Genomic DNA, 12,562 nt, shown 5'->3' with positions numbered 1-12,562 from the left:
CATCGTGTTCTAGCCGTTGCTGGTCAGTGGGCCGGGGTCGGGCAGTACGCCGCCACCGGGCAGCGTGAGGGTCGGCTGGGGGAGGGGGACCAGCGGAGTCTCCGACTCCTTCGGGACGTCGGGCGTACGGGACGGGGAGGCGGAGGGCGAGGCGGGCGGTGCCGACGGCGTGCGCGAGGGGCCCGGGGCCGGCTTCCGGTCCTCGGACGGCTTCGGCGAGGGCTTCGGGGTCTTCGGACGGGACGGCTTCGGCCGGTCCCGGGACTCGCCGGACGCGTCCGGCACCACCCGGTGTCCGGTCAGGTAGTACGCGTACCAGGCCCGGACCGTGCGCAGATAGGCGTCCGAGTGGTTGTAGCCGAGGATCGCCCGGTCCAGGTCGGCCGGGTTCGAGAGGTCCCGGCCGCCGGCGCACAGATAGCGCCCGGCGGCGAGCGCCGCGTCGTAGACGTTGTCCGGGTCCGCGTGCCCGTCCCCGTTGCCGTCCGCGCCCCAGTGGGCCCAGGTCGACGGGATGAACTGCATCGGGCCGACCGCGCGGTCGTACACCGCGTCCCCGTCGTAGGCCCCGCCGTCGGTGTCGGGGACGACGGCGTAGGCACCGCCGGTCAGCCGGGGCCCGAGGATCGGCGTCACGGTCGTACCGTCCGGGGTCACCCGGCCGCCCCGCGCCTGCCCGGACTCCACCTGGCCGATCGCGGCCAGCAGCTGCCAGCGCAGCCGGCAGCCGGGCGCGGTGCGGGCCAGCTCCGCCTCGGCGCGCCGGTACGCGGCGAACACGGTCGCCGGCAGGGCGCCGCCCGGCGCTCCCTGGGCCGAGGCCGCCTTACGGGGCCGCAGCGGGGGCAGATCGGTGCGGTAGGGGGTGTCGCCCGACACGCTGGGGCCGTGCTCGGCGGGTGCCGGCTTCCGCACGGGCTCCGCGGCCTGCGACGCCGACACCGCCCCCGGCGCCTGGGACGCGGTCAGCGCGGCCATCGCCGCCGCCGCGACCGCCGTACCCCTGGCGCCTCTGAACACGCCCGACCCGAATGTGCGCACCTCGTGGTCCCCTCCCTGTGCGGCTTCCGTCCCCTGCTCTACGCGGGCGGGCGGCCCGTCCGTCGCGGGAAGTCGCGGAAAGTCGCGCCAGGTCGCAGGAAGGTCGCGGGAAGGCCGGTAGGAAGGTCGCAGCAAGCCCGACCTGCTCGGGACCCCGGGTCGGCACGCATGTCCGTTAAGGTCTCCCCAAGCGGCCGGGGCGGTCCGACCCCCAGCGCCGCGGACCTGGCGGAACGCGCGGGTCGGAGCAGATGCCATGGGGGCACAGTGCGACTGAGAGTGGAGTTCACGACCGAGCCCTTCGACCTGGACGAGGCGCCCGCGCACGCGCTGGCGGCCCGCGAGGTGATCGAGGCGGCGGAGCTGGACGCGGTGGACGTAGGCCCCTTCGGCAACACGGCGGAGGGCGGCGCCGACGCGGTGCTGACCGCCGTGGACGCACTGCTGCGCAGGACCCTGGAAGCCGGTGCCACCCGGATCTCGCTGCAGGTCAACGTGGTCGGAGCGGGCGAATGACCGGTACCGGGGACGAGCCCTTCATCACGGCCGTGAAGCCGCTGGTCGACGCCATGGGCGGGGAGATGCTCCCGCCCGACGAGGCCGGCCCCGAGGACGTCGTCCTCACCTGGGAGGGCGTCGACGTCGTCGCCGTACGCCTGCCCCAGCTCGCCGACTCCCTCGACCACATCCTCGCCGCCATGGAGCGCCGTCAGGGCCGGCCGCTGGCCGACCTGGACCGCAAGGCCAAGCAGGAGGTCGTGCGCATACTGGAGGCGCGGGGCGCCTTCGCCGTGCGGCACGGGGTGGAGACCGTGGCGAGCGCGCTGGGCGTCAGCCGCTTCACGGTCTACAACTACCTGAACCGGGAGAAGGGTGCCTGAGCCCGCGCTGCGGGATCAGTTGTGTTACCCGGAATTTTCAACAAAGTGTTGACGTCGTGTTTCGGAGGGCGTTAGCTGTTCGCAGCCCGTTCAGCACGACGGCCGTTTCCGGCCACGGAGGCTCCCGTGACTACGACTTCCACGCCCCCGGGCCTGGCCCGGTTCAACGTCCTGGAGGAGCACCCGGCACTTGCCGCCCTCCACGAGGCGTGCGCCTCCACCGAGTGGGGCCGGCGGCTGCTCGCCGCCCGCCCGTACACCACCGCCGACGACCTGTACGCCGCCAGCGACGCCGCCATGGCCGAGCTGAGCACCGCGGACCTGGAGGAGGCGATGGCCGGCCACCCGCCGATCGGCCGCCCCAAGCCCGGCGACCCGACCTCCGCCCGGGAGCAGGCCGGCATGGCCGGCGCCGCCGAGGAGCTGAAGACGGAGATGCTCGAACTGAACCTGGCCTACCAGGACAAGTTCGGCCACGTCTTCCTCATCTGCGCCACCGGCCGGACCGGCGAGCAGATGCGGGACGCGGTCAAGGAGCGGATCGGCAACTCGCCGGAGCAGGAGCGGGAGATCGTCCGCACCGAGCTGGGCAAGATCAACCGCATCCGACTGGCCCGACTCGTCGAAGAGGACGCCTGAGACCATGAGCACCAGCACCACCGCCTCCGTGTCCACACACATCCTGGACACCTCCGTCGGCCGCCCCGCCGAGGGCGTCGCCATCGAGCTTTCCGCCCGTAGCGGCCGGGACGCGGAGTGGCAGGCGCTCGGCGGCTCCGCGACCGACGCCGACGGCCGGTGCAAGGACCTTCCGGACCTGCCGGAGGGGACGACACACGTACGGCTCGACTTCGCCGTCGAGACGTATTTCGAGAAGAAGCAAGCCGATGCGCAGCAGGACGCCCCCGCGAATCGGGACAGCGGTGCCGTGTTCTTCCCCGAGGTGGCGATCACTTTCGCCGTCAACCCCGGGGAGCACTACCACGTGCCGCTGCTGCTCAACCCGTTCGGCTACTCCGTTTACCGAGGGAGCTAGCTAAATGCCCACCATCCTGGGACAGAACCAGTACGGCAAGGCCGAGAACCGAGTCGTAAAGATCACGCGGGACGGCGCCACCCACCACATCAAGGACCTCAACGTCTCCGTCGCCCTGAGCGGCGACATGGCAGAGGTCCACTACTCCGGCTCCAACGCCAACTGCCTGCCGACCGACACCACCAAGAACACGGTGTACGCGTTCGCCAAGGAGCACGGCATCGAGTCCGCCGAGCAGTTCGGCATCCACCTCGCCCGCCACTTCGTCACCTCGCAGGAGCCGATCCACCGCGCCCGGATCCGGATCGAGGAGTACGCCTGGGAGCGGATCGCGACCTCCGACGCCAACTCCAAGTTCATCGGCGCCGACGAGGTCAAGCACTCCTTCGTCCGCAAGGGCCAGGAGACCCGCGTCACCCAGATCACCTACGACGGTGAGAAGTGGGAGGTCATCTCCGGCCTCAAGGACCTGGTCGTGATGAACTCGACGAACTCCGAGTTCTGGGGTTACGTCAAGGACAAGTACACGACCCTGCAGGAGGCGTACGACCGCATCCTGGCCACCCAGGTCTCCGGCCGCTGGCGGTTCAACTGGACCGACGACGAGCAGAAGATGCCCAACTGGGAGAAGTCCTACGAGCAGGTCAAGAAGCACATGCTCCAGGCCTTCGCCGAGACGTACTCCCTCTCCCTGCAGCAGACGCTGTACCAGATGGGCTCGCGCATCATCAACAACCGCAGCGAGATCGACGAGGTCCGCTTCTCCCTGCCGAACAAGCACCACTTCCTGGTCGACCTGGAGCCCTTCGGGCTCAAGAACGACAACGAGGTCTACTACGCCGCCGACCGGCCCTACGGCCTGATCGAGGCGACCATCCTCCGGGACGGCTGCGAGCCGAAGATCCCGGTGGACCTCACCAACCTCTGATCCACCTCCCTTTGCGGCACCCGCGGCCGGCGGGCCCTGCCTCCCCGGCCGCGGCACTCAAACTCCCTAGGGTCCTGCCGTGCCCACTCCCTTTGAGTCCACTGAGCGAAAAGGACTAATCATGGCAGCAGCCCAGCGCATCGTCATCGAGAACTGTTCGATCGCGACCGTCGACGCCGACGACACCGAGTACGCCTCCGGGTACGTGGTCATCGCCGACAACCGCATCGAGGCGGTCGGCGCGGGGAAGGCACCCGAGGGCCTGGAGAACGTCGTACGCCGTATCGACGCCACCGGTCACCTCGTGACCCCCGGCCTGATCAACACCCACCACCACTACTACCAGTGGATCACCCGGGGCCTGGCCACCGACCACAACCTCTTCAACTGGCTGGTCGCGCTGTACCCGACCTGGGCGCGCATCGACGAGCCGATGGTGTACGCGGCGGCCCAGGGCTCGCTCGCCATGATGGCCCGCGGCGGTGTCACCACCGCCATGGACCACCACTACGTCTACCCGCAGGGCTCCGGCGACCTGTCCGGCGCGATCATCCGCGCCGCCCGCGAGATGGGCGTCCGCTTCACCCTGGCCCGCGGCTCCATGGACCGCAGCGAGAAGGACGGCGGCCTGCCCCCGGACTTCGCCGTCGAGACCCTCGAAGGCGCCCTCACCGCCACCGAGGCCACCGTCAAGGAGCACCACGACGCCTCCTTCGACGCGATGACCCAGGTCGCCGTGGCCCCCTGCTCCCCCTTCTCCGTCTCCACCGAACTGCTCAAGCAGGGCGCCGAGCTGGCCCGCCGCCTCGGCGTACGGCTGCACACGCACGGCTCGGAGACCGTGGAGGAGGAGAAGTTCTGCCACGAGCTGTTCGGCATGGGCCCGACCGACTACTTCGAGTCCACAGGCTGGCTCGGCGAGGACGTGTGGATGGCGCACTGCGTCCACATGAACGACTCCGACATCGCCGCCTTCGGCCGGACGAAGACGGGCGTCGCCCACTGCCCGTCCTCCAACGCCCGCCTCGCGGCCGGCATCGCCCGTGTCCCCGACATGCTGAAGGCGGGCGTCCCGGTCGGCCTCGGTGTCGACGGCACGGCGTCCAACGAGTCGGGTGAGCTGCACACCGAGCTGCGCAACGCCCTTCTCATCAACCGCCTCGGCGCACACCGCGAGGCCGCGCTGAACGCCCGCCAGGCGCTGCGCCTCGGCACCTACGGCGGTGCCCAGGTGCTCGGCCGCGCGGCCGAGACCGGCTCGCTGGAGGCCGGCAAGCTGGCCGACCTGGTGCTGTGGAAGCTGGACACCCTCGCCCACGCCTCCATCGCCGACCCGGTGACCGCGCTGGTCTTCGGCGCGGCGGCCCCGGTCACCGCCTCCTTCGTCAACGGACGTCAGATCGTCGAGAACGGCCGCCTGCTGACCGTCGACGAGGACGCCATCGCCCGCTCCACGCGGGACGAGGCCCAGCGCCTGGCGCGCATCGCCGCCCAGGGCTGAGAGCCCCACAGGACACCGGCCGGGAGGGACGGCTCCCGGTCGGCAGCCGTGGACCCGAGCGGGGTCCATGGCGGCCGTCTCCGGGGCGCGCGTACATGCGCGCGCCCCGGAACGGTCACCGTCCGCAGGCCCCCGAAGGGCCTCCGGTCCCGCACGACCGTCGCGCACCACCTCCTTGAAACCCACGTCAGAGCTGACGTGTCTAACCGCGACCGGAGGAGCCGCCGTGTCCGCTCAGATCGTTGACCCCGTCGACGAGACCCACCCAGTCGACGAAAAACTCCCCGCACTCAAGATGGCGACGAGCGGCCTGCAGCACGTGGCCGCCATGTACGCCGGAGTCGTCGCCCCACCCCTGATCGTCGGCGCGGCCATAGGCCTGACCGGCACCGAACTCACCTTCCTCACCGGCGCCTGCCTCTTCACCGCGGGCCTCGCCACCTTCCTGCAGACACTCGGCATCTGGAAGATCGGTGCCCGGCTGCCCTTCGTCAACGGCGTCACCTTCGCCGGGGTCGCCCCCATGACGGCGATCGTCGCCTCCGCGCACGACAAGTCCGACGCACTGCCGATCATCTACGGCGCCGTGATCGTCGCGGGCCTCCTCGGCTTTGTGGCAGCCCCCTTCTTCAGCAAGGCGGTCCGCTTCTTCCCACCGGTCGTCACCGGTACGGTCATCACCCTGATCGGCGTCTCCCTCCTCCCGGTCGCCTTCAACTGGGCCCAGGGCCCCAACCCCGCCGCGCACGACTACGGTTCGACGACCAACCTCTCGCTGGCCGGCATCACCCTCCTGATCGTGCTCGCCCTGCGCCGGTTCACCCGGGGCTTCGTGAAGCAGATCGCGGTCCTGCTGGGCCTGGTCGTGGGCACGCTGGTGGCGATACCGTTCGGCGTCACGGACTTCGGCCCGGTGGCGGACGCGGACGTGATCGGCTTCCCGAGCCCGTTCCACTTCGGCGCACCGCAGTTCCAGGTCGCCGCGATCCTGTCGATGTGCGTGGTGATGGTGGTCTCCATGACCGAGTCCACAGCCGACATGCTGGCACTCGGCGAGATCGTCGAACGCCCCGCGGACGAGCGGACCATCGCGGCGGGCCTGCGCGCCGACACCCTCGGCTCGGCCCTCAGCCCCCTCTTCAACGGCTTCATGTGCAGCGCCTTCGCGCAGAACATCGGGCTGGTCGCGATGACGAGGATCCGCAGCCGGTTCGTCGTCGCCACGGGCGGCGCCTTCCTGGTCCTGATGGGCCTGTGCCCGATGGCGGCGTCGCTGATCGCGGTGGTACCCCGCCCGGTGCTGGGCGGCGCGGGCGTGGTCCTGTTCGGCTCGGTGGCGGCCAGCGGCATCCAGACCCTGGTCCGGGCCGGCCTGGAGAAGGACAACAACGTCCTGATCGTCGCGGTGTCCCTGGCGGTGGGCCTGATCCCCATCACGGCGCCGGACTTCTACCACGCCTTCCCCGAGACGGCGCGGATCGTCCTCGACTCGGGCATCTCGACGGGGTGCGTGGCGGCGGTCCTGCTCAACCTGGTCTTCAACCACCTGGGCAGGGGCCGCGAGGCCGAGGACGTCACCCACCCCATGGAGTCGGGCGAGGAACTGGCGCCCGCGCACTGAGCGCTGTTCGCCCAGGGGGTACGGCGAACAGCGGTACCCCCTGGGGCGGATGGTGCACCCTGTGTGCCATGTTGAACGAGTCGAGCCGTGTCGAGGCCTTCAGCGACGGTGTGTTCGCCATCGCCATCACCCTGCTCATCCTGGAGATCAAGGTCCCGGAGGTCGGCGAACACGGCGGCCTCTGGCAGGCGTTGGGCGCTCAATGGCCCTCCTACGCCGCCTACGTGGTCAGCTTCCTGGTCATCGGCATCATGTGGGTCAACCACCACCAGGTCTTCAGCTACGTCGCCCGCGTCGACCGCACGCTGATGTTCCTGAACCTGCTGGTGCTGATGGTGGTCGCCGCGGTGCCGTGGCCGACGGCGATGCTCGCGGAGTACCTGCGCGAGGACAAGGCCTCGCATGTGGCGGCCGCGGTCTACAGCCTGGTGATGGTGCTGATGGCCGCCGCCTTCCAGGCCCTGTGGTGGCATCTCACCCGCACGGGCCACCTCTTCGACGCCCGCGTCGACGTCCAGGCGGCCAGAGCGACCCGGGCCCGCTTCGCCCTGGGCTCGCTGGCCTACCCGGTGACGGTGGGCCTGGCCTTCGTCTCGGCCCCCCTCACCCTCGCCGCGCACGGCCTGATCGCCCTCTACTACGGCTTCAACCAGGTCCCGGTGCCGACCGTGTCCAGACAGCCCGAGTGACCGGTCAGCCGGCCTTGACCTCGTCGACGTCGAGGCCGCGGTCGACGCCGTGTGCGATGACGTTCTGCCCGGGTTCGAGGCGCAGGCGCGTGCCGTCGAGATACACCTCGGCCTTGTCCGGTTCGCACGACACCAGGTCGCTGATCCGGTCGGCCTCCCGGTAGGCGTCGCGGTACGTCCAGGCGGCGCGACGTGCCTCGCCGATGTCGGCGCGGGGGACGTACCAGCGTGGGGCGAATCCCGACTCGAAGAGGACGACGGGGTGCTCGGAGCGGGCGATCACGGCGTCGCCGAGGCGGACTCGCCTGGCGGGCGATGGACGCCTTCTACGAGGAGGACGAACGCATCCTCGGTCACGCGGCGGACCCGTACCACCGCATCGACATCCGCAACACCTCCCGCACCCTCGAAAAGTAGGCGACGGGATAGCGGCCCGGCTCGTGGAGCAGGTCGGGGAGGGGTTCGGGGGTGAGGAAGTGTCCGATCGCGCCGGCGGAGAGGGGGCCTTGCTGCCAGGACAGTCCCATGACGGATTCCTTCCGGTTACGGCGTGCGCCCCGCGCGTCAGACGAGGACGCGGGCGAGGAAGTCGCGTATGTGCTCGGTGATGGTCCCGAGGTGGCTCTCCAGGGCGAAGTGCCCGGATTCGAGCAGGTGGATCTCGGCATCGGGCAGGTCCTGGCGGAACGCCTCCGCACCCGCGGGGCCGAAGATCTCGTCGTTCGCGCCCCAGACCGCCAGCAGCGGGACCTGGGAGCCGCGGAAGTACTGGTGGACCTGCGGGTAGAGGTCCACGTTGGTCGGGTAGTCGCGGAAGAGCCCGAGCTGGATCTCGTCGTTGCCGGGCCGGTCCAGCAGCGCCTGGTCGTGCACCCAGTTGTCGGGGCTGACCAGGCTCGGGTCGGCGACCCCGTTCACGTACTGCCATCGGGTGATCTCGGGAGTCAGGGCACCGCGCATGGGGGCCTCCGTGTCCGGTCCCGGGGTCCTGGCGTAGGCGAAGACGCCGTCCCAGAAGGGCTTGACGAAGCCCTCTTCGTAGGCGTTGCCGTTCTGGGTGATGATCGCCGTGATGCGGTCCGGGGCCTGGAGCGCGAGCCGCCAGCCGATGGGGGCGCCGTAGTCCTGCACGTACATCGCGAACCGGTCCACGCCCAGCTGCCCGAGCAGGCCGGAGGTGACCTCGGTGAGGGCGTCGAAGGAGTACGGGAAGTCCTGCGCGGAGGGCATCGCGGACTGGCCGAACCCGATGTGGTCGGGGGCGATCACGTGGTACCGGTCGGCGAGCGCCGGGATCAGGTGCCGGAACATGTGCGAGCTGGTGGGGAAGCCGTGGAGCAGTACGACGGCGGGCGCCTGGGGGTCGCCGGCCTCTCGGTAGAAGACGTCGAGGCCGTTGACGGTGGCGGTGCGGTGGTGGGCTGGGGAGAGCATGTTTCTAACCTCTTTCGTGAGATTCAGTGGTTACGCTTCCAGTCGAGCACGCTTGACCTAACCCGTCAATATGCTTTTATTGGTTAGGTCGCGATGGTGGCCGGGGCGCCGCGGGGAATCGCGGCGGCACCGGCACAGATCTAGGATCGGTTCCAACGGAGGTCCGCAATGGCGACGCTGCTGTCCGTCAACGTGGGGATGCCCGCGGACGTGTCCTGGCAGGGGAGGACCGTCCACACCGGAGCCTGGAAGGCCCCCGTCCAGGGCTCTCGCATGGTCCGGCGGCTGAACGTCGACGGAGATGGTCAAGGGGATCTCGCCGGGCACGGTGGCGAAATCCGCGCCGTCCTCGTCTACCAGCTCCAGTCCTACGAGTACTGGCAGAAGCAGCTGGGTCGTGACGACCTGACCTTCGGGATCTTCGGGGAGAACTTCACCGTCGACGGCCTGCCCGACGACGAAGTGTGCGTCGGCGACCGGTACCGCATCGGCGAAGCCGAGTTCGAAGTCACCCAGCCGCGCGTCACCTGCTACCGCGTCGGCATGCGCCTGGGTGAACCCACCATGGCCTCCCTGCTGGTCGCCCACCACCGCCCCGGCTTCTACCTGCGCGTGATCACCGAGGGACACGTCCAGGCCGGCGACGAGATCACCCTCACCCGCAAGGGCCCGGAAGAGCTCAGCGTCGCCGACACCGACGCGCTGCTCTACCTGCCCGACCGTGACCCGGCCAAGCTGCGCAGAGCGCTGAACATCCCCGCCCTCAGCCCCGGATGGCAGCAGTCCTTCCGTGAACTCGCCGCCGCCCAGCAGCCCAAGCAGGAACCGGGATGGCCCAGTGAACGCGCCGGCACCCAGCAGCCCGGAGAGGGGCCGGGATGGCCGGGCTTCAAGGCCATGCGCGTCGTCCGCATCGTTCCCGAGACCCCCACCGTCTCCTCGGTCTACCTCGACATCACCGACGGCACACCCCTACCCGACGCCCGCCCGGGCCAGTACCTCTCCCTCCGCCTCGCGGTCGGCGACGCCGCCCCCACGGTGCGCAGTTACTCCCTGTCCTCCGCACCCACGGCCGGGACGTACCGCATCAGCGTCAAGCACGAGCCCCACGGGCAGGTCAGCCGCTACATCCACGACACGCTCCGGCCCGGCGACCTCGTGGACGTCGCCAGCCCGCGCGGGACGTTCGTACTCGACGAAAGCACCCGCCCGGTCGTCCTCGTCTCCGCGGGGATCGGCGCCACTCCCGTGCTCGCCATGCTCCACCAGCTCGCCGCCACGAGGGATCCACGCCCTGTCTGGTGGATCCACACCGCCCGCGACCGCGCTCACCACGCCTTCGCGGACGAGAGCCACGCGCTCCTGGCGCAACTCCCCGACGCCCACGAGCACATCTACTACACCGCCGAAGCCCCCCATCCGGACGAGGCCCACATCACCCAGGGCCGCCCGAGCGCCCTGTCGCTCGCGGCGCTGGGCATCCCCGCCGACGCGGACGCCTACCTCTGCGGACCGGTCGTCTTCATGGACGACCTCGGCGGCTTCCTGCGCGAGCACGGTCTGCGCCCCGAGCGGATCCACACGGAACAGTTCAGCGCCCTCCCGGCCATCAACCCCGGCATCACGCCCACGGCCGCCGTCCGACCGCACCAACCACCCGGCCCCCCGGGCACCGGCCCGCTCGTCACCTTCGCCCGCAGCGGCATCACCACCGCCTGGTCACCGGTCCACGCCTCACTCCTCGACCTCGCCGAGGCCTGCTCCATCCCCACCCGCTGGTCCTGCCGCACCGGCGTCTGCCACACCTGCGTCACCCACCTCGTGGCCGGCGACATCACCTACACCACCCCACCCCTCGAACTCCCCGAACCCGGCACCGTCCTGGTCTGCTGCAGCGAACCGACTTCCGAGGTCGTCCTCGATCTCTGATCGCGCTCTGCCAATGCTTCAACCCGACCCGGCAGGACCCGGCCACGCCATGAGGCTGGCCAGCAGTTCGGCCTGTTCGACGGCGTCGTCGAGGGCGTGGTGCGTGTGACGGCGGCGGGACAGCAGATGCCTCGGCATGGTGCCCTTGGCCACCGCCCGCAGCGGCAGTCCCGCCTTGGTGGCGTACAGCGTCTTCATGTCCAGGCAGCCCGAGTGCCCGAAGGGGCTCTCGCCGGTGAAGCGGATCAGGTACCAGTACAGGAACGTCCAGTCGTACGACGCCGGATAGCCGCACATCACCGGCTGCGCGCCGACGCTGACCTCGCGGACCCAGGTGGAGAACTCGGCAAGGGCGACGGTGGGTTCGGCGCCCTCAGCCTTCAACCGGTCGCGGTCCAGGCCGCTGACGGCGAGGGCTTCGGGGACGAAGTCGGTGGAGATCGGGCGGAGTTCGCGATAGAAGGTCTGCAGTTCGGGGTCGGCCGGGGCGAACCCGTCGACGTCCTGGGTGCCGGCGACTGCCGCGCCCAGGCTCAGCATGGAGTACGGCCCCGGGATCGGACCGTCGGCCTCGATGTCGACGGAGATGCAGCGGCTGGGCTTGACGCGTCGTGCGGGCATGGGACCGGAGCATGGCACCCGGGGCTGTCCCGCGCATCCGAATTCAGGCGCGGGGCCCCGCCTGGCACGGTGAGGACGAGGGCAGTCGGCCGGTGAAGTACGAGCGGGGCGGTACGCCCATCAGGGTGCGGAAGTCGGTCGTCATGTGGGACTGGTCGTAGTAGCCGGTGGTGGCGGCCAGTTCGGACCAGGGGGCGGTCGTGGCGCGGTCGATGACCGTGCGGACGCGGTTGATGCGGGCGTAGTGCTTGGGGGAGACGCCGACGCCTTCGGTGAACAGGTTGCGCAACTGGCGTTCGCTGACGGCGAGTTCGCGGGCCACGTCACGGACCTGGGCGGGTGCCCGGTCCGTGTGGACCGACAGGGCGTCGACACCGGCCCGCAGAAGGGCCGTCCGGGCGGGGTCCGTCGCGGCGGACAGCAGCTCGGGCAGTGCCTCGGCGAGGTGCGGCACCGCCTCCCGTGGATCCAGCCACCGCACCTCGCGCGCGAGCCGGTGCGCCGGCCGGCCCGGCAGCGCGTCGAGCGGTACGACCCGCCCGACCAGGTCGGCCGCCGGGACGCCCAGCAGGGGCCGGGCCGTGCCGGGCGCGAGGTGCAGCTCCACACAGGAGACATGGGCCTTGCCCTCGTAGTACCCGGCACGCACCCGTGGCCCGACGGCCAGCACATCGCGGTGCCCGTCCGGACCCACGCGGAGCACCACCTTGGTGACCGCGTCGGGAAGGTGGACGAAGGACTCGACGGGCGGGTCGGAGACGGACACGGTCCGCACCCCCGCGATCCAGGGGCGCAGGGACTCGGGCGTGGTCAGGGCCTGCCCGTCGGTGGCGTTCGGCACCCTTCCACCGTAAGGGCGCCGCACCGCCTTCCGGGCGGGC

General features: G+C 70.6%; 14 protein-coding genes. 9 read left to right on the top strand and 5 right to left on the bottom strand.

Going from position 1 to position 12,562, the window contains the following annotated elements:
- Positions 1–9 precede the first annotated feature (9 nt).
- Positions 10–978: a lytic transglycosylase domain-containing protein gene (locus CRP49_RS00275; RefSeq protein ID WP_097257130.1), complete on the bottom strand. Its 969-nt coding sequence runs from the start codon at positions 976–978 to the stop codon at positions 10–12.
- A gap of 330 nt (positions 979–1,308) precedes the next feature.
- Between CRP49_RS00275 and CRP49_RS00270 the strand changes: the two genes are divergently transcribed.
- From CRP49_RS00270 to CRP49_RS00235, 8 genes are all read left to right on the top strand, one after another.
- A complete protein-coding gene (locus CRP49_RS00270) occupies positions 1,309–1,557 on the top strand; it encodes a hypothetical protein (protein ID WP_097251587.1) in 249 nt (82 codons plus the stop codon).
- Positions 1,554–1,922, top strand: coding sequence for a helix-turn-helix domain-containing protein (locus tag CRP49_RS00265; protein WP_097251586.1), 369 nt, complete (start codon positions 1,554–1,556; stop codon positions 1,920–1,922). Before CRP49_RS00270 ends, CRP49_RS00265 begins: the two co-directional genes overlap by 4 nt.
- Before the next feature lie 126 nt (positions 1,923–2,048).
- Positions 2,049–2,561: a 2-oxo-4-hydroxy-4-carboxy-5-ureidoimidazoline decarboxylase gene (uraD, locus tag CRP49_RS00260; RefSeq protein WP_097251585.1), complete on the top strand. Its 513-nt coding sequence runs from the start codon at positions 2,049–2,051 to the stop codon at positions 2,559–2,561.
- Positions 2,562–2,565: 4 nt separating this feature from the next.
- Positions 2,566–2,958 carry a hydroxyisourate hydrolase gene (uraH, locus tag CRP49_RS00255; protein WP_097251584.1) on the top strand — a complete coding sequence of 131 codons (393 nt, stop codon included), beginning with the start codon at positions 2,566–2,568 and terminating at the stop codon, positions 2,956–2,958.
- A gap of 4 nt (positions 2,959–2,962) precedes the next feature.
- A complete protein-coding gene (gene pucL / locus CRP49_RS00250) occupies positions 2,963–3,886 on the top strand; it encodes a factor-independent urate hydroxylase (protein WP_097251583.1) in 924 nt (307 codons plus the stop codon).
- A gap of 121 nt (positions 3,887–4,007) precedes the next feature.
- The gene (locus CRP49_RS00245; RefSeq protein ID WP_097251582.1) at positions 4,008–5,387 is read left to right on the top strand and encodes an 8-oxoguanine deaminase; all 1,380 of its coding nucleotides are present in this window, start codon (positions 4,008–4,010) and stop codon (positions 5,385–5,387) included.
- A 67-nt stretch (positions 5,388–5,454) separates the two neighbouring features.
- Positions 5,455–7,008, top strand: a complete 1,554-nt coding sequence (locus CRP49_RS00240; RefSeq protein ID WP_373560319.1) for a nucleobase:cation symporter-2 family protein — start codon at positions 5,455–5,457, stop codon at positions 7,006–7,008.
- Between the two features lie 68 nt (positions 7,009–7,076).
- Positions 7,077–7,697 carry a TMEM175 family protein gene (locus tag CRP49_RS00235; RefSeq protein ID WP_257033287.1) on the top strand — a complete coding sequence of 207 codons (621 nt, stop codon included), beginning with the start codon at positions 7,077–7,079 and terminating at the stop codon, positions 7,695–7,697.
- A gap of 4 nt (positions 7,698–7,701) precedes the next feature.
- Here the strand turns inward: CRP49_RS00235 and CRP49_RS47610 are convergent, their stop codons facing one another.
- Both CRP49_RS47610 and CRP49_RS00225 read right to left on the bottom strand, forming a co-directional pair.
- On the bottom strand, positions 7,702–7,980 hold the full coding sequence (locus CRP49_RS47610) for a hypothetical protein (protein WP_257033286.1): 279 nt from the start codon (positions 7,978–7,980) through the stop codon (positions 7,702–7,704).
- 281 nt (positions 7,981–8,261) lie between these two features.
- A complete protein-coding gene (locus tag CRP49_RS00225) occupies positions 8,262–9,131 on the bottom strand; it encodes an alpha/beta fold hydrolase (RefSeq protein WP_097251581.1) in 870 nt (289 codons plus the stop codon).
- Between the two features lie 168 nt (positions 9,132–9,299).
- Here CRP49_RS00225 and CRP49_RS00220 point away from each other — a divergent pair, with 168 nt between their 5' ends.
- Entirely contained in the window at positions 9,300–11,060 is a 1,761-nt protein-coding gene (locus CRP49_RS00220) for an MOSC and FAD-binding oxidoreductase domain-containing protein (RefSeq protein ID WP_097251580.1), read from the top strand.
- A gap of 18 nt (positions 11,061–11,078) precedes the next feature.
- Here CRP49_RS00220 and CRP49_RS00215 read toward each other — a convergent pair whose 3' ends face one another.
- Both CRP49_RS00215 and CRP49_RS00210 read right to left on the bottom strand, forming a co-directional pair.
- Entirely contained in the window at positions 11,079–11,681 is a 603-nt protein-coding gene (locus CRP49_RS00215) for an exonuclease domain-containing protein (RefSeq protein ID WP_097251579.1), read from the bottom strand.
- 43 nt (positions 11,682–11,724) lie between these two features.
- Entirely contained in the window at positions 11,725–12,522 is a 798-nt protein-coding gene (locus tag CRP49_RS00210; protein ID WP_257033285.1) for an AraC family transcriptional regulator, read from the bottom strand.
- Positions 12,523–12,562: the final 40 nt, after the last annotated feature.

This window comes from Streptomyces sp. Ag109_G2-15 (assembly GCF_900215565.1).
Taxonomy (GTDB): Bacteria; Actinomycetota; Actinomycetes; order Streptomycetales; family Streptomycetaceae; genus Streptomyces; species Streptomyces diastatochromogenes.
The sequence above is the reverse complement of the archived record's forward strand: the minus strand, read 5'-3'. Positions and strand labels throughout refer to the sequence as shown.

What these genes read in the sequence shown, in the direction of transcription:
- CRP49_RS00275 (WP_097257130.1), bottom strand. Translation starts at nt 978, where the DNA reads ATGGCCGCGCTGACCGCGTCCCAGGCGCCGGGGGCGGTGTCGGCGTCG.
- CRP49_RS00265 (WP_097251586.1), top strand. Translation starts at nt 1,554, where the DNA reads ATGACCGGTACCGGGGACGAGCCCTTCATCACGGCCGTGAAGCCGCTG.
- uraH (WP_097251584.1), top strand. Translation starts at nt 2,566, where the DNA reads ATGAGCACCAGCACCACCGCCTCCGTGTCCACACACATCCTGGACACC.
- pucL (WP_097251583.1), top strand. Translation starts at nt 2,963, where the DNA reads ATGCCCACCATCCTGGGACAGAACCAGTACGGCAAGGCCGAGAACCGA.
- CRP49_RS00245 (WP_097251582.1), top strand. Translation starts at nt 4,008, where the DNA reads ATGGCAGCAGCCCAGCGCATCGTCATCGAGAACTGTTCGATCGCGACC.
- CRP49_RS00240 (WP_373560319.1), top strand. Translation starts at nt 5,455, where the DNA reads ATGGCGGCCGTCTCCGGGGCGCGCGTACATGCGCGCGCCCCGGAACGG.
- CRP49_RS00235 (WP_257033287.1), top strand. Translation starts at nt 7,077, where the DNA reads ATGTTGAACGAGTCGAGCCGTGTCGAGGCCTTCAGCGACGGTGTGTTC.
- CRP49_RS00225 (WP_097251581.1), bottom strand. Translation starts at nt 9,131, where the DNA reads ATGCTCTCCCCAGCCCACCACCGCACCGCCACCGTCAACGGCCTCGAC.
- CRP49_RS00220 (WP_097251580.1), top strand. Translation starts at nt 9,300, where the DNA reads ATGGCGACGCTGCTGTCCGTCAACGTGGGGATGCCCGCGGACGTGTCC.
- CRP49_RS00215 (WP_097251579.1), bottom strand. Translation starts at nt 11,681, where the DNA reads ATGCCCGCACGACGCGTCAAGCCCAGCCGCTGCATCTCCGTCGACATC.